At 71.1% G+C, this 22,876-nt stretch carries 22 protein-coding genes; 9 read left to right on the forward strand and 13 right to left on the reverse strand.

All coding sequences use genetic code 11. The annotated features are described in order from the left end of the window. The first annotated feature begins 18 nt into the window (after nucleotides 1–18). The 3 genes from BM085_RS07810 (at nucleotide 19) to BM085_RS07820 (ending at nucleotide 2,741) form a co-directional block, all read left to right on the forward strand. Nucleotides 19–1,353: a lysine N(6)-hydroxylase/L-ornithine N(5)-oxygenase family protein gene (locus BM085_RS07810; protein WP_093886329.1), complete on the forward strand. Its 1,335-nt coding sequence runs from the start codon at nucleotides 19–21 to the stop codon at nucleotides 1,351–1,353. Between the two features lie 118 nt (nucleotides 1,354–1,471). Then, a complete protein-coding gene (locus BM085_RS07815; protein ID WP_093886330.1) occupies nucleotides 1,472–2,122 on the forward strand; it encodes a class I SAM-dependent DNA methyltransferase in 651 nt (216 codons plus the stop codon). Between the two features lie 109 nt (nucleotides 2,123–2,231). Continuing rightward, nucleotides 2,232–2,741, forward strand: coding sequence for a hypothetical protein (locus tag BM085_RS07820; protein ID WP_143120836.1), 510 nt, complete (start codon nucleotides 2,232–2,234; stop codon nucleotides 2,739–2,741). On the opposite strand, the gene BM085_RS07825 is transcribed toward BM085_RS07820, so the two are convergent. Continuing rightward, nucleotides 2,711–3,631, reverse strand: a complete 921-nt coding sequence (locus BM085_RS07825) for an alpha/beta fold hydrolase (RefSeq protein ID WP_093886332.1) — start codon at nucleotides 3,629–3,631, stop codon at nucleotides 2,711–2,713. The genes BM085_RS07820 and BM085_RS07825 overlap by 31 nt on opposite strands. Nucleotides 3,632–3,738: 107 nt before the next feature. On the opposite strand from BM085_RS07825, the gene BM085_RS07830 reads away from it, so the two are divergent. Then, on the forward strand, nucleotides 3,739–4,419 hold the full coding sequence (locus BM085_RS07830) for a winged helix-turn-helix transcriptional regulator (protein ID WP_093886333.1): 681 nt from the start codon (nucleotides 3,739–3,741) through the stop codon (nucleotides 4,417–4,419). A gap of 16 nt (nucleotides 4,420–4,435) precedes the next feature. Here BM085_RS07830 and BM085_RS07835 read toward each other — a convergent pair whose 3' ends face one another. Both BM085_RS07835 and BM085_RS07840 read right to left on the reverse strand, forming a co-directional pair. Then, the gene (locus BM085_RS07835) at nucleotides 4,436–5,650 is read right to left on the reverse strand and encodes an acyl-CoA dehydrogenase family protein (protein WP_093886334.1); all 1,215 of its coding nucleotides are present in this window, start codon (nucleotides 5,648–5,650) and stop codon (nucleotides 4,436–4,438) included. A 188-nt stretch (nucleotides 5,651–5,838) separates the two neighbouring features. Further along, nucleotides 5,839–6,795 carry a glucosyl-3-phosphoglycerate synthase gene (locus BM085_RS07840; protein ID WP_093886335.1) on the reverse strand — a complete coding sequence of 319 codons (957 nt, stop codon included), beginning with the start codon at nucleotides 6,793–6,795 and terminating at the stop codon, nucleotides 5,839–5,841. Between the two features lie 130 nt (nucleotides 6,796–6,925). Here BM085_RS07840 and BM085_RS07845 point away from each other — a divergent pair, with 130 nt between their 5' ends. Further along, nucleotides 6,926–8,782 (forward strand): hypothetical protein, encoded by a 1,857-nt coding sequence (locus BM085_RS07845; protein ID WP_093886336.1) that lies wholly within the window; start codon nucleotides 6,926–6,928, stop codon nucleotides 8,780–8,782. On the opposite strand, the gene BM085_RS07850 is transcribed toward BM085_RS07845, so the two are convergent. Further along, entirely contained in the window at nucleotides 8,767–10,236 is a 1,470-nt protein-coding gene (locus tag BM085_RS07850) for a helix-turn-helix transcriptional regulator (RefSeq protein WP_386439902.1), read from the reverse strand. The genes BM085_RS07845 and BM085_RS07850 overlap by 16 nt on opposite strands. A gap of 240 nt (nucleotides 10,237–10,476) precedes the next feature. Here BM085_RS07850 and aceA point away from each other — a divergent pair, with 240 nt between their 5' ends. Next, on the forward strand, nucleotides 10,477–11,769 hold the full coding sequence (gene aceA / locus BM085_RS07855; protein ID WP_093886337.1) for an isocitrate lyase: 1,293 nt from the start codon (nucleotides 10,477–10,479) through the stop codon (nucleotides 11,767–11,769). A gap of 244 nt (nucleotides 11,770–12,013) precedes the next feature. On the opposite strand, the gene mihF is transcribed toward aceA, so the two are convergent. Further along, nucleotides 12,014–12,322, reverse strand: coding sequence for an integration host factor, actinobacterial type (mihF, locus tag BM085_RS07860; RefSeq protein ID WP_093886338.1), 309 nt, complete (start codon nucleotides 12,320–12,322; stop codon nucleotides 12,014–12,016). 162 nt (nucleotides 12,323–12,484) lie between these two features. On the opposite strand from mihF, the gene BM085_RS44245 reads away from it, so the two are divergent. Further along, nucleotides 12,485–12,658 carry a hypothetical protein gene (locus BM085_RS44245; protein ID WP_156056174.1) on the forward strand — a complete coding sequence of 58 codons (174 nt, stop codon included), beginning with the start codon at nucleotides 12,485–12,487 and terminating at the stop codon, nucleotides 12,656–12,658. 402 nt (nucleotides 12,659–13,060) lie between these two features. Next, nucleotides 13,061–13,348 carry an HU family DNA-binding protein gene (locus BM085_RS07865; protein ID WP_031163487.1) on the forward strand — a complete coding sequence of 96 codons (288 nt, stop codon included), beginning with the start codon at nucleotides 13,061–13,063 and terminating at the stop codon, nucleotides 13,346–13,348. A 148-nt stretch (nucleotides 13,349–13,496) separates the two neighbouring features. Here the strand turns inward: BM085_RS07865 and BM085_RS07870 are convergent, their stop codons facing one another. From BM085_RS07870 to BM085_RS07905, 7 genes are all read right to left on the reverse strand, one after another. Further along, entirely contained in the window at nucleotides 13,497–14,300 is an 804-nt protein-coding gene (locus tag BM085_RS07870) for an ABC transporter ATP-binding protein (protein ID WP_218158644.1), read from the reverse strand. A gap of 129 nt (nucleotides 14,301–14,429) precedes the next feature. Further along, entirely contained in the window at nucleotides 14,430–15,983 is a 1,554-nt protein-coding gene (locus tag BM085_RS07875; protein WP_177244999.1) for a protein kinase domain-containing protein, read from the reverse strand. 223 nt (nucleotides 15,984–16,206) lie between these two features. Beyond that, nucleotides 16,207–17,247 (reverse strand): alpha/beta hydrolase, encoded by a 1,041-nt coding sequence (locus BM085_RS07880; RefSeq protein ID WP_093886341.1) that lies wholly within the window; start codon nucleotides 17,245–17,247, stop codon nucleotides 16,207–16,209. Nucleotides 17,248–18,083: 836 nt separating this feature from the next. Further along, complete coding sequence (locus tag BM085_RS07890; protein WP_093886343.1) at nucleotides 18,084–18,953, reverse strand: bile acid:sodium symporter; 870 nt, start codon at nucleotides 18,951–18,953, stop codon at nucleotides 18,084–18,086. A gap of 54 nt (nucleotides 18,954–19,007) precedes the next feature. Further along, a complete protein-coding gene (locus BM085_RS07895) occupies nucleotides 19,008–20,342 on the reverse strand; it encodes a Dyp-type peroxidase (protein WP_093886344.1) in 1,335 nt (444 codons plus the stop codon). A 22-nt stretch (nucleotides 20,343–20,364) separates the two neighbouring features. Then, nucleotides 20,365–21,384 (reverse strand): hypothetical protein, encoded by a 1,020-nt coding sequence (locus tag BM085_RS07900; RefSeq protein ID WP_093886486.1) that lies wholly within the window; start codon nucleotides 21,382–21,384, stop codon nucleotides 20,365–20,367. 43 nt (nucleotides 21,385–21,427) lie between these two features. Beyond that, nucleotides 21,428–21,961, reverse strand: coding sequence for a hypothetical protein (locus BM085_RS07905; RefSeq protein WP_093886345.1), 534 nt, complete (start codon nucleotides 21,959–21,961; stop codon nucleotides 21,428–21,430). 197 nt (nucleotides 21,962–22,158) lie between these two features. Here BM085_RS07905 and BM085_RS44250 point away from each other — a divergent pair, with 197 nt between their 5' ends. Next, nucleotides 22,159–22,461 (forward strand): hypothetical protein, encoded by a 303-nt coding sequence (locus BM085_RS44250; protein WP_093886346.1) that lies wholly within the window; start codon nucleotides 22,159–22,161, stop codon nucleotides 22,459–22,461. On the opposite strand, the gene BM085_RS07915 is transcribed toward BM085_RS44250, so the two are convergent. Further along, a complete protein-coding gene (locus tag BM085_RS07915) occupies nucleotides 22,382–22,858 on the reverse strand; it encodes a hypothetical protein (RefSeq protein WP_093886487.1) in 477 nt (158 codons plus the stop codon). The two genes, BM085_RS44250 and BM085_RS07915, sit on opposite strands and share 80 nt — an antisense overlap. Nucleotides 22,859–22,876 lie beyond the last annotated feature (18 nt).

The following is a 22,876-nucleotide window of genomic DNA, read 5'->3' on the forward strand; positions in this document are numbered from 1 at the left end:
GAGGGAGGCGATGCCGCGGTGAACACACTGCGTAGTGGGCCGGACAGCATCTACGACATCCTGGGGATCGGTTTCGGACCGTCGAATCTGGCGCTGGCCATAGCCGTCGAGGAGCACAATGCGACGGCCCCGCCCGGCGAGCGGTTACACTCCGGATTCCTGGAGAGACAGCCGCACTTCGGCTGGCATCGGGGGATGCTCATCGACGACGCGACGATGCAGGTCTCCTTTCTGAAAGACCTCGTCACAATGCGTAATCCAACAAGTGAGTTCAGTTTCCTTTGCTACCTGAAAGAGCGCGGCAGGCTGGCGGACTTCCTCAATCAGAAAACCCTGTTTCCGCTGCGTATCGAGTTCCACGACTATTTCGAGTGGGCCGCCGCCCGGGTGCACCACCTGGTCGGCTACTCCGCCGAGGTCCTGGCCGTCGAACCGGTGGTGACGGAGGACGGGGAGATCCGCTGGCTCGACGTGATCAGCCGTCACCCCGACGACCCGGGCCGCACCGTGGTGCGCCGGGCCCGCAACGTCTGCGTGGCCACCGGTCTGGAACCCCGTCTGCCACCGGACACCGTCCTTTCCGACCGGATCTGGCACAACAGCGAGCTGATCCCACGCGTCGCCGAGCTGGCCGGCACCGGCGCCCCGGTCCGGCGCGCCCTGGTGCTCGGCGCCGGGCAGAGCGCCGCCGAGGCCGTCGACTACCTGCACCGCTCCTTCACCGGGGCGGAGGTCTACGCGGTCTTCGCCAAATACGGCTACACCCCGGCCGACGACAGCCCCTTCGCCAACCGGATCTTCGATCCCGAAGCGGTCGACGTCTACTTCAACGCCCCGCCCGGGGTGAAGCAGTCGCTCTTCGACTACCACCGCAGCACCAACTACTCGGTGGTCGACACGGATCTCATCCAGTCCCTGTACGCGACCGCCTACCGCGAGAAGGTCCAGGACCGGGAGCGCCTGCGCATCCTCAACGTCTCCCGCATCCGGGAAGTACGCGCCCTGAACGACCGCCTGGACGTCACCGTGGAGTTCCTGCCCACCGGCGAGCGGACGGTCCTCACCGCCGACGTCCTCGTCCACGCCACCGGCTACCGCTCCCAGGACATCGGCGCCCTGCTGGGCGAGACGGCCAAGCTGTGCCTGCGCGACGACGAGGACGCCGTCCGCGTCGGCCGCGACCACCGCGTCGAGACCGCTCCTCAGGTCACCGCCGGCATCTACCTCCAGGGCGGCACCGAACACACCCACGGCATCTCCTCCACCCTGCTGTCCACCACCGCGGTCCGCGCCGGCGAGATCCGCGACTCCCTCCTCTCCCACCGCGCGCCCGCCGCGACCGCCCTCGCCTGAACGGCTCCGCGGGCCGGGACGGCACCACCGTCCCGGCGCGCCGGGTCCGGCGGCCCGGTGGCGCGGGTAGCGCCGCTCAGGTCCCATCCCCTCCGATGGTCTTCTAGCATGACCATCCATGACCGAGCCGGACTTTCTCACCGCCACCCGCGCCGCCTACGACACCTCCGCCGCCCTCTACGCCGAGACCATCCCCGAGCGTTTCCACGCCGACCCGCTCAACCACGCGATGATCTCCGCCTTCGCCGAGCTGGTCCGGGCCGCCGGTGACGGCCCGGTGGCGGACGTGGGGTGCGGCCCCGGCCACGTCACCGCGCATCTGCGATCCCTCGGCGTGACCGCCTTCGGCGTCGACCTGTCGCCGGAGATGGTCGCCCTCGCCCGCGGCGCCCATCCGGGGCTCCGCTTCGAGGTGGGGCTGATGGACGCGCTCGAGGTGGAGGACGCCTCTCTGGCCGGGGTCCTCGCCAACTACTCGATCATCCACACCCCGCCCGAGCGGCTGCCCGCGACGCTCGCCGAGTTCCACCGCGTGCTCGTGCCCGGCGGCCACCTGCTGCTCGCCTTCCAGGGATACGACGACCCCACCGAGCTGGCGGAGGCGTTCGACCACAAGGTGTCCCTCGCCTACCGGTACTCCCCCGACCGCGTGGCCGAGCTGCTGCTCACGGCCGGGCTCACCGAGGTGGCCCGGCTGGTCATCGCTCCGGGCGAGGACCCCCTGCGGGGCTTCCCGCAGGCCCACCTCCTCGCCCGCCGTACGGCCTGACCCACCCCGGACGCGCCGGCGTGGCCGGCCGTCTCTCGCGGCATGGGCGGTGGAGGCATCACAACTGCGATCCAATCGATTTCCAAGTGGAGCGGATCAGGCTGAGGGCATGACAAACTCATGGCGCAGAACCGCCGCCGTCGCAGGACTCCTTCTGGTGCTGCCGCTGACGCAGGCGGCACCCGCCGACGCCCACCGCGGCTCCGGCGAACTGCTCGTCCGCATCGCCAGCCTGTACGCCGCCGACATCTCCGAGTCCGGCCACGACGAGCTCTACATGCTCCGCAGCGGCAACGGCCTGGTCTGGCCCAGCCAGTATCCGGGGATCAGCGTCGCGCAGAACGACTGCATCGTCTTCGACTCCACCAGGGCCGCCTGCCCGCCCGGTAGCAACGAGCGGGCGGCGGGAGACCACAACATCAACTGGGCCACCCTCACGGCCGCCCCGAACGAGCAACTCACCCTGGAGCTGCAGGAGGAGGACCTGATCGGCGACGACAAGCTGGGCTCGGTCCGCATCACCGCCGTCGAGGGCAGGAGCTCGACGGTGACCTGGGCCAAGTCCGGTGACTTCGAGTACCGCTTCGCCTACGGGGTCACCACGAACCCCTGGCCGTGACCGGTGTGCGCGCCGATCGCGGGGATGACGATGTCCCAGACCTCGTACGGCGGCATCTGGTGGCCCATCCCGGGTAGCGGGATCAGCGTGGCGCCGGGGATCTCGCGGGCCAGAGTTTCGGCATGGCCGTACGGGAAGAGCGGGTCGGCCGTGCCGTGCAGCACCAGGGCCGGCGCGGTGATCTCGCCGAGGCGGGACCGGACCGGCTCTCCGCCCTCGATCATCCAGTGGTTGGACGCGGCGGCCGGGACCGGACTGCGGTCGAAGGCTCGGCCCGCGGTGCGGCGGACCCGCTCCTCGTCGACAGGGATCGTGCCGGCGAAGACGCGTTCGGCGGCGAGGAAGTAGCCGATCACCGCGTCGCGGTCCGCCCAGTCCGGGCCGGGCGCGGGCTCGGCGAACGTCTTCGCCAGATCCTCGCTCATCGGGGGAAGATCGGGGTTCTCCGGGCCGCCGGGACCACCGGGGCTGGTAGAGATCAGGGTCAGCGTCAGCACCCGCCCGGGATGCCGTACGGCGAGGCGCTGCGCGAGCCCGCCGCCCATGGAGACGCCGACGATGTGTGCCGAGGCGAGGCCGTACCCGTCGAGCACGCCGAGCGCGTCGGCGAGCAGGTCGTCCTGCGTATACGCGGGTGCGCCGACCGGGAACGTGGTGGAGCGGCCGGTGTCGCGGGTGTCGTAACGGATGACGTGCCGGCCGGCTGCGGCGAGCCGGGCGGCGAAGTCGTCGTCCCACCAGTCCATGGTGGCTTCCGCCCCAGATACGAGCAGGATCGGGGGCGCGGCCGGGTCACCGAAGGCCTGTGTGGCCAGGTCGACGCCGTTGGCCCGGACGATCTTCTCGGGGACGGCCCGGAACGGGCTCGACGCCGGCGGGACGGTGCTCACAAGATGCCTCCTGGCTGAGGGGACGTGGCCTGCGCCGACTATACTTCGGAATTCGAAGTTCTTGCTACGATTTTCGAAGTAGCGGTACGACGACAGGCGAGGTGGCGATGGGATCCGAGAAGAACTCCCTCGGCAGGGCCGGGAAGCGGACGTACGGCCAGGCATGCCCCATCGCCCATGCCCTCGACATGATCGGCGAGCGGTGGGCGCTGCTGGTCGTACGCGAACTGCGCCTCGGCCCGCGCCGCTACGCCGATCTGCAGGCCGCCCTGCCCAGCCTCGGCCCCAGCGTGCTCGCGCAGCGGCTGCGCGACCTGGAGGCGGTCGGCGTGCTGCGCCGCCGCGCGCAGCCGCCGCCCGCGGCCACCAGGCTGTACGAACTGACCGAGTGGGGCACCGAGCTGGAGCCGGTCTTCGCGGCCCTGCGAACGTGGGGCATGCGCTCACCCGTCGTGCCGCTGGAGGGCGACATCAGCGCCGACACCGTGTTCCTGGGGCTGCGGGCCTTCTTCGTCCCGCGGCCGGACGATCCGTGGTCGGCGATCTACCTGATCCGGTTGGAGCGGGACGTCTACCGTGTCGAGGTCGCCGAGGGCGAACTGACGGCGGTCGCGCGCGGCGAGACCCCGGACCCGGCGGACGTGCACGTCGCGAGCGACTACCACACGCTGCAGTCCGTCCTGAGCCACGAACGCCCGCTGGAGTCGGCGATCGAGGACGGCACGCTCACCGTGACCGGGGACGTGGACGCGGTCCGGCGGCTGGTCGGTGCGATGCCGCCCCGATGATCCGGCGACCGCCGTCTCAGCGGACGGGCAGTCCCGTGACCGCGCGGCCGATGATCAACCGCTGGATCTCCGACGTCCCCTCGAAGATGGTGAAGATCTTGGCGTCCCGGTGGAAGCGTTCGACCGGGTGTTCGCGGGTGTAGCCGGCTCCGCCGAGGATCTGGATGGCCTGTTCGGTGACCCAGACCGCGGCCTCGCCCGCCACCAGTTTGCACATCGAGCCCTCGGCCTGGCCGAAGGCGCGGTTGTTGCGGGCCATCCAGGCCGCGCGCCAGGTCATCAGGCGGGCGATGTCGACGCGGGTGGCCATGTCGGCCAGCAGGAAGGCGATCGCCTGGTTCTCACCGATCTTGCGGCCGAACTGCTCGCGCTCCCCGGCGTAGTCACGGGCGTACTCGTATCCCGCACGGGCGATGCCCACCGCCATCGCCGCCACCGACGGACGGGTGGTCTCGAAGGTCCGCATCGCGGCCTGCTCGCCGGCGCGCTCGCCGGCGCGGACGCGCGCCAGCCTGGCGTCGAGCTTCTCACTGCCGCCGAGCAGGCACGAGCCGGGCACGCGCACGTTGTCGAGGATCACCTCGGCGGTGTGGGACGCGCGGATGCCGTGCTTGCCGAACTTGCGCCCCATCGCGAGCCCGGGCGTACCGGGAGGGATGACGAAGGAGGCCTGGCCCCGGGTGCCCAGCGAGGGGTCCACCGAGGCGACGACGACGTGGACGTCGGCGATGCCGCCGTTGGTGGCCCAGGTCTTCACGCCGTTGATGATCCAGTCGTCGCCGGAGGGGACGGCGCGGGTGCGGATGGCCCCCACGTCGGAGCCGGCGTCGGGTTCGGAGGCGCAGAACGCGCCGAGCCTGACGTCGTCGGAGGTGCCGAACATCTGCGGCAGCCACTCCCCCATCTGCTCGGGAGTGCCGCCCGCGGACAGGGCCGCGGCGGCGAGGCCGGTGCCGACGATGGACAGGCCGATCCCCGCGTCTCCCCAGAAGAGCTCCTCGAAGGCCACCGTCAGGCCGAGGCCGCTCGGTTCGAACCACTGCTGGGCGAAGAAGTCGAGCGAGTAGAGCCCGATCTTGGCGGCCTCCTGGATGACCGGCCAGGGCGTCTCCTCGCGCTCGTCCCATTCGGCGCCGGCCGGGCGGACGACGGAGCGGGCGAAATCGTGCACCCAGTCGCGCACCTCTCGCACGTCGTCGCTCAACTCCGGGCAGAAGCCGGTCTCGCTCATCGTGCACCCCTCCCAGGAAGCGTTACCACCGGTAACACCCCCTACTTTACCGACGGGCGGGCCCCTCCGCGCAACCCGTGACGGACGCGCGCCCACGGGGTACGGCTCGCCGTACGGCGCGGCCGGCTCGCGCACACCCTCAGCCGCCCGCCGCACGCCGTGAACGGCTCGCCGTACGGCGGCTGCGATCACCGTCCCAGCGCGGCGGGATATCCGGGGATGGTGATCATCGGGGGACGTTCGGCCACGGCCACGTCGCGGACGGTCGCGTGATGGCCGGTCGCGCCCCGGCGGAACTGGGCCAGCCGGAGCGACGGCGTGTGCAGCGAGACCATCATGTTCTGACGTTCGAGACGGGACCAGGAGGTCTGCAGGATCTGGGAGGCCATGCCGCCCAGCGCCTCGGTCGACTGGTGGGAGTGGACGCGGCGGCCCAGGTCGACCTGGGCGAGGGCGTCGAGGCCGGCCAGGTCGAGCAGATCGATCAGCAGGCCCAGCTCCACGCCGTAGCCGGTGACGAACGGAACCCGCTCCAGCACGGACCGGCGTCCGGCGTACTCCCCCGCGAGGGGTTGCACGAACCCGGCCAGCAACGGCCAGTGCAGGTTGAGCAGGGGCCGTGCGACGAGCTCGGTGACCCGGCCGCCGCCGCTCTGCACGTTCTGCAGCGGCCGGTCGTAGCAGCCCTTGACGTAGGCCACGACCGGGTCGGCGAACAGCGGGCCGAGCAGCCCGGTCACGAACGACGTTCGGAACTCGCGCAGGTCGGCGTCGATGAAGACCAGCAGGTCACCGGAGGTCGCGGCGAGGGACTTCCACAACGCCTCCCCCTTGCCGTCCATCGGCTTCAGGTCGGGCAGGATGTCGTCCTGCGCGATCACCCTGGCCCCCGCCCGCGCGGCGCGCACGGCGGTGTCGTCGACGGATCGGGAGTCGATGACCACCAGCTCGTCGACGAGGGGCACCGCCTCCATCAGGTCGCGCCGGATCGCGGTGACGATCTCCCCCACCGTCTCCGCCTCGTCGCGGGCGGGCAGCACGACGCTGACCGTCGTGTCGCCCTTGGCCTCCAGCAGCCACGGCATCGACCAGTCGTCCGATGATGAAGTGTGCCCACGCAGCCATGCCTCCACCTCAGGCAGCACAGCCCACCCTTCCCATCACCTCGGCACTCACGGCTATCACCCTATGTGGCGCCGATTGTCACCGGGTACCCGATCCCGACCTGTCCCCACAGGTGGGAAGATCGGTGCAGGGCGATGCGAGGGGGGCGGCATGGAACCGGTGGCGGTGATGAGGGCGGCCCGTACCGTCCGCGACGAGCTTGACGATTTGCTGGGCGCGGCCTCCGTCGAGCTGCGGGAGCGGCTCGACCCGCTGCTGGCCGAGGAGGGCAGGCAGGATCCGGGGCCGCTGGCCGACGTCATCGTGATGCTCCTCGCCCAGTACGGCCCCGCCTGGGAGCGGTTCGCCCTGCTGCGCCGCCTGAACGAGCAGGCCCTGACCGAGATGCCGGACCTGTCGTCACCGGGCCTCACCGGCCCGCCCCCCGAGCCTGGCCCCACCGGCCCGGCCCTACCCACCGGCCCGCCCCTGCCGACCGGCTTCACCGGCCCGGACCTGCCGCCGGGTTCCCTTGGCCCGGATGGCCCGGACACGCAGCCAGGTTCCGCGCTCCCGCCCGACCGTGGCCACTCCGTGCTCGGCCGGCTGACCGGGGCCTTCCGCAGGCGGCGCAGGCAACCGGCTCCGACCGGGCCGCAGTGGGAGGCGTTCCCGCTGATCGAGGCGCCCGGCGAGGTGGTGGCGGGCTGGGGGATCGAGATCGAGGTCGGCCTCTCCCCCAGCGGCGACTCATCCGGGACCGGCCCGTTCCCCGGCGCCGGGGCCCCCGGCGGCGCCGACGCCCCGCCCGGAGCCGCTCCCGCCTCCGGAGCGGTGCCCGACGGCCGGCAGGCGCCCTTCACCCACGAGCCGGCCGACCTGGACATCCAGATCATCGCCGAGGGGTTCGAGGCGCCCGGCGGGTGGCGGGTGCGGCTCCGCGTCGACGGGGCCTCGCCGTACCCGAGGGCGACGGTCCGCCTGGTCGCCCTCCCGCAGGACCAGCCGGCGCTCGCCCGGCAGATCCAGGTGGTCCACTCGATCGGCGGTCAGGTGACCGGGTTCGGCGTGCGCGCGCTCGCGGTCCTCGACTCCCCCGGCCAGCTCGGCCGGGAGAGCGTCCCGCAGCCGGTCGCGGGCACCCGGGTGCGGGTGGCCGGCGGCGGGGAGCCCGCGGACGTCACGGTGGTCATCGTCCACGGCGACCGGCCGGGGCTGCTGTGGTGGACCTACCAGTCCCCGCACTTCACCACCCCCGACCAGGCGGAGCCGTGCGACCTGGGGATGCGGACCTCCGAGTTCGGGCGGCATGTGGCGGAGCGGGCGCGGACGGTCGAGGAGATGGGCCGGCAGGTCGCCTCGGAGATCCCGCGGGGGTTCTGGGAGCTGCTGAACGCGGTGGCCGGGCGCGTGGCTCCGCGCCGCCCAAGCGTGCTGGTCCTCTCCCAGGAGCCGCACATCCCCTGGGAGCTGGCCACGCTGGAGCATCCGTTCGACCGTTCCGTCCCCGCCTTCCTGAACTGCCAGACGGCGATCGGCCGCTGGCCCCTCGGCGGGCGGCGCCCCGAGCTGCCTCCGCCGGTGCGCGCGCGAGGCGACAGCATGGCGGTCGTGCACGGCGGGGCGGAGGTCCACCCGCTGGTCACCGCCTACGGCGCCGCCCGGGTCACGCCGGTGCTCGGCGACGTGCTGGCGATGCTGGGCGACCCACCGGACATGATCCACTTCACATCCGGCGGCTCGGCGTTCGACTCCCTGAGCCGGGGCATGGGCGAGGGCCCGTTCGTCTTCCTTGAGGAGCCCGGCGACTGCCAGGCGTTCCTGCTCGCGGGCGCGAGCGGGGTCGTCGCCCCGCTCTGGCCCGTCGGCGACGGCCTGGCGCCGGAGTTCTACCGCCGCTGCCTCGGCGGCGAGCCCCCGGCCGAGGTGCTGCGCTCCCTGCGCTGCCAGGTCCCCGCCACGGGGCCCGCCTACCAGTTCTTCGGCCACCCGTCGCTCGTCCTGTCGCGGGGTCACTCGAGCGCGTGACGCTCCAGGAAGGTGTAGACGTCGGCCTCGTCCACGCCGGGGAAGGACCCGGGCGGCAGGGCGGCCAGGACGTGGGAGTTGCCGCGGGCCGAGGGCCAGGCGTAACCCTCCCAGCGCTGGGTGAGCTCGGCGGGCGGACGGCGGCAGCAGTCGCCGGTGGGGCAGCCGGACTTGGTGCGGTGGGTGGTCTCCCTGCCGCGGAACCAGCGTGATTCGCGGTACGGCACGCCGAGGGTGATGGCGAAGTCCCGCTCCCGGGAGGGATCGACGTGGGCGACGCAGAAGTAGGTGCCGGTGGGCGAGTCGGAGTACTGGTAGAAGACGGAGAACCTGTCCGGGGAGCGGAAGACCTGCCGGCCCGACCACTGCAGGCACATCCGCTGGCCCTCGATCGCGCCCTGCTCGTCGGCGGGGAAGACGATGCCGTCGTTCTCGTAGGCCTTGTAGATGATCCCGCCGGCGTCGTTGCGGACGAAGTGGCAGACCAGGTCCAGGAAGTGGGTGGCCAGGTTGGTGAAACGGTGCGCGGCCATCTCGTAGGAGACGGCGAAGACGTCCCGCAGGTCCTCCACGCTCAGCGCGCGGTCCTGTTTGGCCTCCCTCAGGTACGGCACGGCGGTGGCCTCGGGCACCAGCACGGCGGCGGCGAAGTAGTTGGCCTCGGTCCGCTGGCGGAGGAAGTCGGCGAAGTCACGGGGCTTGTGGTGGCCGAGGGCGAGGTGGCCGAGGGTCTGCAGCAGGATCGTGCGCGGGGTGTGCATGCCGAGCTGCTCATGCTTGACGTAGATGCGCCGGTTTCGCAGGTCGGTGATGGAGCGGACCGTGCGCGGCAGGTCCTGGACGGTCCGCACGGTGTAGCCGAAGTGGGTGACCAGGGCCTGGACGGTGCTCTGCGACAGCGCGCCGGTGCGGTAGCCGACCGCGGAGAGCGCCTCGGCCGCGGCCTTCTCGATCTCCTCGAAGTAGTTGCCCCGCTCGCGCTGCATCCGGCGGAGCTCGGCGTTGGCCACCCGCGCCTCCTCGGGGGTGGCGGTGCCCTTGGCCTGGCGGGAACGCAGCTCGCCGTACAGGCCGAGGATGTGTTCGAGCACGTCGTTGGGGACGCGCGCGGAGACCTTCAGCCTGGCCAGGCCGAGTCCGGCGTACAGCGGGTCGCGCTGCGCCTCCTCCAGGGCCATCTCCAGTTGCGCCCGCCTGCTGGGCGCCTGGCGGCGGAGCAGCTCCTCGACCGGCACGTTGAGCGCGGCGGCGAGGGACTTCAGCAGGGACAGCTTCGGCTCGCGCTTGCCGTTCTCCAGCAGGGAGAGCTGGCTCGGCGCGCGGCTGACGCGTTCGCCCAGGTCGGAGAGGGTGAGACCGCGCTGTTTGCGCAGGTGTCTCAGGCGCTGGCCGAACGCGATGAGATCGAGCTCCTGCGTCAAGGACAGCGGTTCTTCACCGACCAACGATGCCATAGCACGATGTTAAACGAAATTTCCGTAGTTATTTCAACGCTCCCCCGGACTCGATGATCCACATCACAGGATTGGTCTAGTCCATAGCGCAAACTCTTAAATTCTTCTCTTCTGAATACCGACAAGTATTCGCCTTACGAGAAAAACAGAGGTTTTTTCATCAAGATCGGCCTTGTTTGCCCGTTTCGCCCGAGCACACACTCAGAGCAAGGCACCCAGGGGACGACAAGGAGTGAAAAAATGAACGATCGCCTCAAGGGAGCCGCAGACGAGCTGCGGCGCGACTGGGAGACCAACCCCCGTTGGAAGGGCACCGAGCGGACCTACACGGCCGAGGACGTGGTCCGGCTCCGGGGGTCCGTCCAGGAGGAGCACACCCTCGCCCGGCTCGGCGCCGAACGGCTGTGGGACCTGCTCACCACCGAGGACTACGTGCACGCGCTCGGCGCGCTGACCGGCAACCAGGCCGTGCAGCAGGTGAAGGCGGGCCTGAAGGCGATCTACCTGTCCGGCTGGCAGGTCGCCGCCGACGCCAACCTCGGCGCGCAGACCTACCCGGACCAGAGCCTCTACCCGGCGAACTCGGTCCCGGCCGTCGTGCGCCGCATCAACAACGCGCTGCTCCGCGCCGACCAGATCACCTGGTCGGAGGGGAACGAGGACGCGCCGCACTGGCTGGCCCCGATCGTGGCCGACGCCGAGGCGGGCTTCGGCGGCGTGCTCAACGCCTTCGAACTGATGAAGGGCATGATCGCCGCGGGTGCGGCGGGCGTGCACTGGGAGGACCAGCTCGCCTCCGAGAAGAAGTGCGGCCACCTGGGCGGCAAGGTCCTGATCCCGACCGGCCAGCACGTCAAGACCCTCAACGCGGCCCGCCTCGCGGCCGACGTTCTCGGTGTCCCGTCTCTGATCATCGCGCGGACCGACGCCCAGGCCGCGACGCTTCTGACCACCGACGTCGACGCCCGCGACCAGGCTTTCACCACCGGCGAGCGCACCGCCGAGGGCTTCTACCGCGTCCGCAACGGCGTCGACTCCTGCATCGCCCGGGGGCTGGCCTACGCGCCCCACTCCGACCTGCTCTGGATGGAGACCTCCCTGCCGGACCTGGACGTGGCCCGCGAGTTCGCCGAGGCGGTCAAGGCCCGCTACCCCGACCAGATGCTGGCCTACAACTGCTCGCCCTCGTTCAACTGGAAGAAGCACCTGGACGACGCGACCATCGCCAAGTTCCAGCGCGAGCTCGGCCACATGGGCTACAAGTTCCAGTTCATCACGCTGGCGGGCTTCCACTCGCTCAACTACTCGATGTTCAACCTGGCCCAGGGCTACGCCGAGGAGGGCATGACCGCCTACGTCGAGCTCCAGGAGGCCGAGTTCGCCGCCGAGTCGCGCGGCTACACCGCCACCCGCCACCAGCGCGAGGTCGGCACCGGATACTTCGACCTGGTCAGCACGGCCATCGCGCCGGAATCCTCCACCACGGCCCTGCGGGGCTCCACGGAGGAGGAGCAGTTCGAGAAGGCTCACTGACCCTTCGGACCCCGAGCTCGCCCGGGCGTTTCCAGGGCATGGGACTCCTTCCCGGGCGAGCTCGGTGACCAGGTCGTAGGACGAGGCCCCGCCGTACGGATATCCCCCGAGTCCGTCCGGCGGGGCCTCTCACTGCCGGGCGTCCGGCCCTGAAGCCGCCGCCCGCTCCCGGACGGTCACCCGGTCCCGGAGCGGTTCAAGCGGTACGGCCCGCTGCGTGGCCGGGCCCCGCCGTACCGGCGGATCAGCCGGCGACGGCCTCGATCAGCTTGCGGCGCTGCTGGGCACCGAGCCCACCGAGACGACGGGCCTCGTCCACGTCGGCCTCCGTCATGAGCTGGGCGGCCTTCACATTGCCGATGCCGGGCAGCGCGCGCAGCGCCTGCGACACCTTGATGCGCTTGGCGATGTCGTCGTCGCGGCCCAGCAGCTGCTCAAGGCTCACAGAACCGGCTTTGACCTCGGCCAGAAGCTTGGCACGGGCCGTGCGGGTCTCGGCGGCCTTGGCAAGGGCGGCCTGACGCTGTTCGGGGGTTAGCTTAGGCAGAGCCATGTTGACTTCTCCTCGATTACTCGGATTATGACGTTCTGTTACCCACAGCAACTCGGCTAATCATCGCCTAACTGTGGGAAAGGTAGTGCGTCCGGTACAGACCATCACGATATGCCCAGACAGTTACCCTGGCCTTACCTGACTCTTCGTAGCCTCGTCCTCATGGGTATCTGGCAAGGACCGGACGGCATCGAAGTCGAGGCGATCATGCTCAACGATCTCCCGTGCCTGCGCGTGACCCAGCGGATCGGTGGACAGCGAATGGTGCTCGCCTACTGCATGGACGTGCGGGAGGTCGGCCGGCTCGTGAACCTGGCCGAGCTCGTCGAGACGTAGGATCCGGCGTCCCGACGATCAAGTATTGGTCACAGCCGAGTCCGATTCGGTATCGGCGTGAACTTCTGGGATTCCTGAGACGTCGGTCTAGACAGGGAGGCCCGTATGGAAGTTCTGGACGGCCTCGTTGACGAAGACCTCCGACTGGAGTTCCTCCTCGTTGAGGCCCTGTACGAGGAGGCGGAACGGCTGGCCGCCCAGTCCGACCGCTGAACCGCGCAGTGCCCGCCGCCTCGCCTGGGGCGGCGGGCACTCCGCACCGCCGGGCCGCCGCAGACCACCGGACCCGGGGCCTGGCAGGGCACGCCCACACCCCCGGAACCTGGCCGTCCTCCAGCGCGGAGGAACGCGAGGGGAGGATGGGGCTCGATGGATCCGGCCCCGATGGCGTTAACTATGCATATGAACAAGCGCGAGCTGATCGAGAAGGCCGCGGCCGAGGCGGGGCTCAGCCGGCGGCAGACCGCCGCCGCTCTGGAGGCGATCCTGGGGACCATCCAGACGGCCGTGGCGGCCGAGGACAAGGTCGCGATCCCCGGCTTCGGGTCCTTCGAGATCGTGCACAAGCCGGCGCGGACCGGACGCAACCCGCAGACCGGCGAGCCTCTGGAGATCGCCGAGACCTGGACGGCCAAGTTCAAGCCGAGCCCTGGATTCATGGGTCTCATCCGGCAGCGTAAGAAGGACTGACCGCTCCCCCGCTCCGGGCCTGGGCACCGGAGGCGGGCCGGGACAGGCGACGGCCCCGGGGAGGTTGTCCATTCCCCAGGAGCCTGGGGAGATCACCCCGTTCTCACCTGCTTTTAGCGACGTACGCCCTCTTTCGACGGCGTACGGCTCAGCGGCGTACGGCGCGGGCGTACCAGCGCCCGTCGAGGTTGTCGATCCGCAGCGGACGGCCGAAGCACTCCGACAGGTTCTCGCCGGTCAGGATCTCCGCCACCGGGCCGGCCGCATGGATGCGGGTGTCACGCATCAGCAGGGCGTGGGTCGTGGTGGCCGGGACCTCCTCCAGATGATGGGTGACCGTGACCGTGGTCAGCGCCGGGCGGGTGGCGGCGAGGTCCTCCACGGCGGTGATCAGATCCTCGCGGGCGGGCAGGTCGAGACCGGCGAACGGCTCGTCCAGCAGCAGCACCACCGGGTCGGCCATCAGCGCCCTGGCCACCCGGACCCGGGCCCGCTCCCCCTGGGAGCAGACGCGGAAGAGCCGGTCGGCGAGGTCCTTGCAGCCCATGTCCGCCAGCAGGCTGTGAGCCCGTTCGTGCTGGGCGGGGCCGTACCGGTCCCACAGGGGGGCGCTGGTCCCGGTGTGACCGGTCAGCACGACGGTGTGCGCGGTGGCGCCCTCCTCCTCCAGCAGGTCCTCGTCGACGAGCCGCTGGCTGGCCGCCACCAGGCCGATGTGACGGCGGAGCTCCCTCAGGTCGACCCGGCCCAGCCGCTGGCCGAGCACCGTGGCGGTGCCCTCGGTGGGATGCCGCACGGCGGCGGCCAGCGACAGCAGCGTGGTCTTGCCCGCCCCGTTGGGCCCGAGCACCACCCAGTGCTGGCCGTACTCCACCCGCCAGTCGATGCCGGCCAGCAGGGCCCGGCCGACCGCCCGCACGCCGACACCGCTCAGCTCAACCACACCGGGCACGGACTGGTCCACTGATCTCCCCCTATGACTCGATACGCGCCGATCACCTTAACCGATGTGCCGCTCCGCCCCGGGCCCGTCTGGGCGACGGCAGCCAGGGAAAGGCGGACGGCGGGATCGGGGGCCGCCTCAGCCGCCGATCTGGACCGAGGGGCTCATGCTGGGCGGCGGCGAGGACGCGGTCGCCGTGACGGACGGGGCCGGCGAGGGCCCCGGGCTCTCCCCGTCACCGGTCTGCGGGATCTGGGTGAAGGAGGGCTTGGGGCTGGCGCCCGGCGTCGCCGGACAGTCCCGGTCCTTGTCGCCCCTGCCCTGGCCCTTGCCCTTTGCCGTCACGTCCGCGCAGGTCTGCGACCCGCCCTCGCCGGAGGGACCGTCGTCATCCTGGGACCGGCCGGGCCGGGGCTCCTCGCGGCCGTCGCTCACGGGAGGCGCCGAGACGGTGTGGGTCGTGGTGACCAGGACCGTGGAGGGCGTCATCACCCGCGTGGGCTGCTGCCTGCCGCCGGGCGGCCGGGCGCCCCGGGAGATGGAGCCCACGGTGCTCTCCTGAGCGGGGATCACCATCGGCGCCAGGTCGGGAGGGTCCGCGCCGTCGCCGGCGCCTGCTCCGCCGCTCCCGGCGGCGACCACCGTGACGGCCGCCATGGAGAGCGTGGCCAGCGCCGCGAAACTCGCCTGCGACAGGTGCGCGGCCCTGTGCGACGCCGCCCTGCGGGAGGTCCCGGCCGGGACCTCGGACCCCTCCCACGACTGCGCGGAGGCGGGCCGTACCGGGCCGGTCCCGGACGGGTGGGGCACCGGTGTCCAGATCTCCGCCAGCACCTCGGCGACCGCCGTGCGAAGGTCCCACGGGGCTCCCACGCCACCCGCCGCGAGCAGCGCGCCGAGCAGGTCGGCGGCCCGGGGCCGGCGCGCGGGCTCCTTGGCCAGACAGGCCTCGACGGCCGGGCGGAGCAGCGCGGGCACCGAGGCGACGCGCGGCGGCTCGACCATGATGCGCCGGGCCAGCGCGTCGGGCTCGCCGCCCCCGAAGGGATGGTGGCCGGTGGCCGCATAGGCGATCAGGCAGCCCCAGGCGAAGACGTCGGAGGCCGGCAGCGCGGGACCGCCGGTGAGGCGCTCGGGGGCCACCCAGCCGGGGCTGCCCATGACCTGCCCGGCCTGGGTATGCGCGGCCAGGGCGTCCACGTCCCTGGCGATGCCGAAGTCGATCACCCGGGGGCCGGTGCGCGACAGCAGCACGTTGCCGGGCTTGAGATCGCGGTGGACCAGCCCCACCTCGTGCACCGCCACCAGCGCGGCGGCCACCCCGAGGGCGACGCCGTAGGCGAGGTCCGGGGTGAGCGGGCCGCGTTCGGACACCACCTGGGACAGCGCCGGCCCGGGGATGTATTCGGAGACCAGGTAGGGCCGGTCCCGGTCGGTGCCGTCCTCGACCACGGCGGCGGTGCAGAAAGGCACCACCCGCCGGGAGAATTCCACTTCCTCCGCGAAACGGGCGCGGAGCGTTGGATCGTTGAGATGCACCGAATGTGGTGTCTTGAGCGCCACCACTCCGCCCTGCGGATGCTCGGCCAGGTAGACCACGCCCATGCCGCCGACGCCGAGACGGCCGAGCAGGAGATAACGGCCGATGATGACCGGGTCCCCGACCGTCAGCGGCCGCACCCCGGGCGGCATGCCGTTCAAGGGACCAGTTCCGCCACGCGCCATCCTGGTTGAGCCTCTCGTGTACGCACTCCGGCAAGCACACTGTGGCGGGATTCGAGCGGCCTTCGCCGCCGACCTGCCATAAGGGGTATGAACAGGTAAGGCGAATGATCCCTCGGGGTAAGCCACCGGTGATGTCCCGGATGCCTGCCGGTACCGGATGTGCCGGCGTGACCAGGGAGAAGATCGCCTCTCAGGCCGCGGCGGAGCCGGGCCGCACGGGGAGTCCGGGACCGGGGAGTCCGGGGCCAGGGCCGGGGAGGTCCCGCGCCGGGAGATTCCGCACGGCCGTGAGGAAGCGGGCGATGTGCCGGAAGACCTGGCGGGCCTCGGGGACGACGTCGGCGAGGATCGCGAAGACGTGGGGCATGCGGCGCCACTCCTCGTAGGTCACCGGCACCCCGCCGGCGCGGGCCCGCTCGGCGACGCGGCGCCCCTCGTCGCGGAGGACCTCGGTGGAGCCGGTGACGATCATCAGCGGCGGCAGGCCGGTGTAGTCGCCGAAGACCGGGGAGACCAGGGGGTCGCGAGGGTCGAGGCCGGCGGTCCAGCGGCGGGCGAGCCAGCCGACCCGGCCCGCCGGGATCATCGGGTCGAGCATGCGGTTGGCCCGGCGGGGCGTGTCGGTCAGGTCGGTCCACGGCGACAGGCACACCGCCGCCGAGGGCAGCGGCAGGCCCCTGTCGCGCAGCGCCAGCAGCGTGGCCAGGGTGAGGTGGCCGCCGGCGGAGTCACCGGCGAACAGGATGCCGGCCGGGTCGTGGCCGCGCTCCAGCAGGCACATGTAGGCCGCTATCGCGTCCTCCAGGGATTCGGCCAGCGTGTGGACCGGCCCCTGACGGTAGTCGACGGCCAGCACCGGGCACCCGGCGGCGGCCGACAGGCGCCAGGTGATCGGCCGGTGCGTCGCCGGAGAGCAGAGGAAGTAGCCGCCGCCGTGGAAGTACAGCACGACCCTGCTCTCGTCACCCGCGTCGAGCGGCCGCCCGGCGCGGACCCACTCGCCGGAACACGTCCCGACCGGTTCCCGCACGACGCTCACGTGGGCGGGCACGGGGAGCGGCATCCTGTCCGCCAGCGCGACGACGCGGGAGACCGCGACGACGCCGATGTCGGCTCTGAGCAGCAGGCCGGAGATCGGTTTGAGGGTGCCGCGCATCACCGTGTTGAGGGCTGCGGCCTGCCAGCTCACGGGGTAGCCGGGGCAAACGTCCACGTCGATCTCATCGTGCATGCGGACCTCCGGTAAGGAGGATTCCCGCAGAATATCCTTCCACTCCGGCGGTGACCCTATCGTGACGGACAGGCCTCGCGTACCTGGCGACACGCTCCTCAACGACAGGCCTGTCCGCCGCGTTCCACTCCGCGCACAAGGCAGCCGACGGCTCGAAAGCGCACAGAGGGTAATCAAACGGGACCTGGTCTTCCCGGTCAGCCGATGAACAGCCGCGACACAGTATGGACGCATAAGCGAAATGTCGGAAAAATGAGGTTTGGCCGGTTCGTGCTTCGCGCGGCTCCAGCACCAGGGCTGTGCGTCCCACCGGGAGGAGACGTCCTTGAACGGCAAACGGTCGTCAGCGCTCGGCGCGGCAATCCTCGCCGCAGTCACTCTCTGGCCGACCGGCGTTTCGGCGGTGGCGGCGATCTCGGGCTCCACCGAGGCGGTGACGGCGGCCTCCGCTCAGCGGGACATCTCCAACCTCGGGCCCTGCCGGCGCAAGGGCCCTCTCATCTGCTGCAGATCCGGGAAGGGCGTCAGATGCCACAGAAGCTTGCGGGAGCGCCACAGAGAGTTGGACGACCTGCACGACGAATGGCGGGACCGTCACAGAAGACAGGACCACAGCCAGGGGTGGGATGACCGCTCCGGAGGCTGGGGGCATCTCCACGACGCCCTGACGGAGTCGCAGAGAAGCGCGGGCCTCGGAAGCGGCCATACGGTCGTCCACTACGAACCGCACCGACTCCCCACCCCGGAGACGACAGCGGCGCAGCCCACACATACGTGACCCCGGCCCTCCGGGAGCGGCTCGACTCCGTTCACCTCCCTGAACGGTACCGCCCGCCTCATGCGGGGGTGGCGCCCCGTCTGCGACTGAGCACCGCGGCGATCGGCAGGGCCACGGCCATACCGCTGACCAGCACCCCGGCAAACGCCGCCAAGATGGCCGGATCGTCGTCGAAGGCGATGCCGATGGCGGCCAGCGCGGGCCCGGCGTTGCGCACCGCCGCGACGCCTCCCATGCCGGCGCGGCGCGCCGGCGGCCCGGTCGCCAGCGCCATACCGGTGGCGAACGCCGCAGCGGCGAGAACGGCCCCCGCCAGCAGGGTGCGTGAGCCGAGCAGCGCGACGACGGCCTGCCAGTTGCCCAGCAGCATGCCCGCCAACACGGCCACGAACGTCACGGTCGACACCTTCGCGGCGGCACCGTGCCACGACTGGGCCGTGAGCGGTGTGCAGTGGCGCAGGGACAGCCCCACCGCGAACGGCACGAGCTGCAAGATCGCCACCGTCCGCACCAGCGCGGCGACGTCGATGGAGATCCCCCCGCCGACCTCGGCCAGCGCGAGGACGCCGTTGGCCGTGAGGCCGAAGGTGAGACTGCCGACGGCGGCGAGCAGCACCTGAATCGCCGTGCCCGCGACCACATCCCCGTCCCTCAGCGCGCTCAGTTTCGCTCCCAGAGGCCCGCCCGGCGAGGACGCGGCCAGCACCAGCGCGATGAACGCCGCCGCGGACAGGCCGAACAGCGCGGCGACGCCCCAGCCCAGCAGCGGGATGACCACCAGGTTGGCCAGCAGCGCCAGCAGCGGCAGCAACGGGGTGGCGAAGACCGCGCGCAGCGCCGGCAGCGTGGTACCCAGACCGGCGGCGAACATGGTGGCCGCGATGAAGACCACAGTGACCGCGTTGACCAGCAGCTGCATCGTGTCCATGAAGCCTCCGCCCCGATGCGCCCCGTGTCCGGGCGGCGCCCGGCTCATGCTTTTTCAGTCTTTGAGATCACCGAGCCAGCGCAGGGCGTTCAGCCCGGGCATGAAGCAGTACTCACCGCCGCGTGTGACGACGAACCGCGGCAGCGCCCGCAGGCGCCGCCGCAGCGGCCGCTGGGGAATGGTGAAGTCACCGGAACCGTCGTTGGAACCGATCACGGGGTCCCTGGCGTCGCCCGCACCGAAGAAGACGCCGTCGTTCATCCACTCGGACTGCACGAACTCGAACTGCCGCCCCGGATGCGCCCCGACGAAGGCGAACATCAGCCCACGCTCGGCCCCGTCGTCCCGCAGCACCCCCTCGGGCAGCGGCGGGCCGTAGGCGGTGCCGCGCCGGATCATCCGGTGCAGCCTCGGCACCCCCGCCACCGCCGCGTCGCGGGGGTTGCCCCGGCGGATGTGGCAGCCGCCGGGAGTGGTGAATCCCATCGGGTCGTCCTGCTCGTACAGGAAGGCGTTGTTGCGGCCGCGGTCGGCGCCGAGGCCGGGGTCGTCGCGCGACGGGCTGAGCGCCAGCGGCGCGCCGCTGCGCCAGCGTCCCATGATCTTCGCGGCCAGCAGTTCCTCGTCCTCGCCGCCGGTGGAGTTGTCCCTGAGATACCGGCGGAAGGCGGCGACGCGCTGGTGGAGTTTACGGAAGACCACATAGGTGCCGTTGCGCCCCAGCACCTCGGGTCGCGGGGCCTGGACACCGCCGAGTTCGTCGCGGTAGCCGAGCACGAACTCCCCGGCCTTGAGCGGCGTCTCCAGGGGGTTGGATCCGGCGAAGCCGCTGCCCTCGACGGCCGGGTGGCTGATGCCGTCGCGGTAGCCGAAGGGTTCGGTCTCGGTGGGCAGCGCGTGGCAGTCCTGCCGCCAGATCGCTGTGATGCCCGGCAGGGCGTGATACGCCGGGCGGGCACGGTCGACGGCGGCTTCCAGCCGGGCGCTGTCCGGTGCGAGCGCCACCAGCACCACGTGGACCTCGGGCGTGCCCAGCGGCGTCTCCCAGTTCTCCGGACCGCTCTCGCCGACATCGCCCAGCGCCGCGGCTCGGGCCGCCATCCCCTGCCGGAACTCCCAGGCGAACGTCTCCAGCGCCTCCCGCGGCACCCCCAGCGCCTTCAGGCCGTGGAAGGTGAGCGCGACGCTCACCCAGGTCTCGCCCAGGGGACTCGTCGTGTCGGCGGCCGAGGTCACCACCGCGCTCACCCGCCGCATCAGCTCCCGGCCGTGCGCGCGATCGTCGATGCGGAACAGGATGTAGGTCGCCGCATACGGGGTCGGCCGAGGGCTGAGAACCCCGCGCTGGATGTCGTCGAGCTCAAGCGCGGCAGGCGTCTGTCCGGTCACGGATACCTCCCTCCCCGGGGCGCTACTTCGCCGAGGCGATGTTTCTCCAGAAGGCGCGCAGACTCTCGTCCCCGCCGAACAGCGAGCTGAAGACCGTGGAGTCCGCCAGCAGCACATCGCCGGCCCGCTGCCCGCCGGGGGGCATCCACAGGAACATGTTGAACTCGGTGTTGCCGGCCTCGGTGAAGGGATGCGGCGGCCGGGACGGGTCGATCGGCTGCCTGCCCAGCACATGGACCACGTCCGGATCGTCGGTCGTCACGGCGTAGTGCGGCAGGTGCATGTGGAAGTTGAAGTTGGTCACCCCCTCCAGCCACCCCCTGGTGTCCAGGTCCCTGGCGACGGACAGCGGCGCGATCTTCTTCGCCTCCCGCACCGCGGGCCGCAGCCCGTAGCGGTTTTCGACGGGCACCCCGAGCTCTCGCATCAAGCCTCGGACATACCGGGCGAAGCGTTGCTGGCGGGGAACCAGGGGGTCGCCGTGGTGGTGGTACTCCATGTCGCGCACGGCCAGATCGTCCGATGCCCCGACATCGTGATGCGGCCCCAGAACCAGGCAGGTGCCTTCCCGGGTGAGGAACTGCCGTACCGCCTCGACTTCCTCGGGCGCGGGATCCTGGCCGGTGATCATGTGGTCCAGCCCGAACAGGAGCAGGGTGTCGGTGTCGGCCAGCACCCGCTCGTCCAGCGGGGTCGGGAAACCGGCCTGATCGATGCGCTGGTACACCGGCACGGGGTGGCCGGTGGTCTCCTCGGCGAACTGCTGGAACGGCGCCCAGCCCCAGAAGAACAACTCCAGCGATCCGGCGACGCCCTGCTGGAACCGGAGCGGATCGGACCACCTCGGTTCCTCGTAGGCGGGCCAGTTCACCCGCCGGACCTCGGTCATCGTGGAGAACCGGTTGTCGAGTTCGGCCGGATTCCTGCCCGCCTCCGCCGGATAGCTCCACGAGACGTAGATGCTCAACCGTCGTCGGCCCGGAGTGTAGGGGCGGGGCACATGGTTCTGGTTGTAGGTGCGCGCGGTCCTGGATCCGCTCATCTCGTCTCCGATCGACAACGGGGCATACGGGCAGAGGTCTGACTCACTGCAACTGGTCGAGCATCTCCGACAGCGCGCTCTTGACCCGCAGCGCCTTTTTGATCTCATCGGCGGTGACGTACGGATACTCTCCGTACTCGATGAAGCTCGGGCAGTGGTGTTCCCGGACGAACCTGACGAAGGCCTCGGGGTTGGTCTTCCAGTCCTCGGGGAACCCCTCGAGGTTCTCGAACGCCGTGTTCACTCCCGCCGCGGTGAACAGCGCGATGGCGTCTTCGGTGTACTTGTCGAAGTCGGTGTCGAAGATCGCCTGGTACATGAACCGGGTGTCGTCGTCGAAGAGCACCCAGCGCAGGTAGTGCAGCTTCAGCGGGGCGAGCAGCCGCGGGTCGGCCTCCAGCGCCTTGGCCAGCGTATGGCCGTAGTTGCGGATCGCCTCGGCCCGGCCGGGCTTGACGTCGGCGATGATGGTGAACCCGTAGCACGCCGGGGTCTTCGGGAAGACGGGACCGTACTTCCCCTGTTCGAGGAGGTCGGTCTCCTTCGGAAGGACGACTGCCTGCGGCGTGATGTCCATGCCTGTCCTCTCTCCCTATCGAGCCAGGGGGGGAGCAGGTCAAAGGCTGTCTGACTAGCGGAAATTATCCCATACCGCGATCCGGATCGACGGAGCGGCCGGACCACTGGACAACCTCACCATCCGACCTTCCCAAACTCGACGGACCTGAATCGGGCCCGAAACACCTGGGCGACCCGCATCCGGACCGGCGGCCGATGCAGGCACTGGTGCTGCCGCTGAACCTGTTCCCCGGCTGGCTCGGCTCCCTGGCCGGCGCGCTGCCCTGGTCGGCGATGGTGATCGGCTCGTTCGCCGTCAACGCGCTGGACGTCCTGGCGATCTGGGTGATCTTCGAGCACACCGGGTCGCTGGCCGGCTTCGGCCTGGCCGAGGTGATGTTCCTCTACGGCAGTGCGGGCCTGTCGTTCGCGGCGCCCGCTAGTAGTAGCCCTCGTCGTTGGAGCGCTCGTAGCCGTCGTCGTCCTCGCGGACCCGGCCGGACCAGCGGGAGGGCATGAGGACGGGGACGAAGAGCGCCACGCCGAGGAGGGCGTAGACGCCGCCGGCGAGCAGCGGGGCCGCGCCCCGGCCGACCGGGGCGAGCGCCGGGTGGAGGGAGACGGCGTCGGCGATCAGTCCGGCGGCGCGCTTGGCGTCGAGGGCGTAGACGACGTTCCAGGAGAGCAGGACCATCGACGGGACGAAGGTCGCCAGCGGCGAGACCCGGCCGGCGACCACCAGGCCGAACAGCAGGCCGATCCCGGCCATGACGCCCAGCACGATCCAGATCCGCGGACCGCTCTCGCCGGAGAGCGCGACGGCGTCCGCACCGGCCTCCTGCACCGCCCAGCCCCCGCCGAACAGCAGGGCAGCCGTCATGACCAACCCCACGAGCAGCCCGGAGAAGTGCCGCATCACCACCGCCTCGGCTGG

This window comes from Streptosporangium canum, assembly GCF_900113865.1.
Taxonomy (GTDB): domain Bacteria; phylum Actinomycetota; class Actinomycetes; order Streptosporangiales; family Streptosporangiaceae; genus Streptosporangium; species Streptosporangium canum.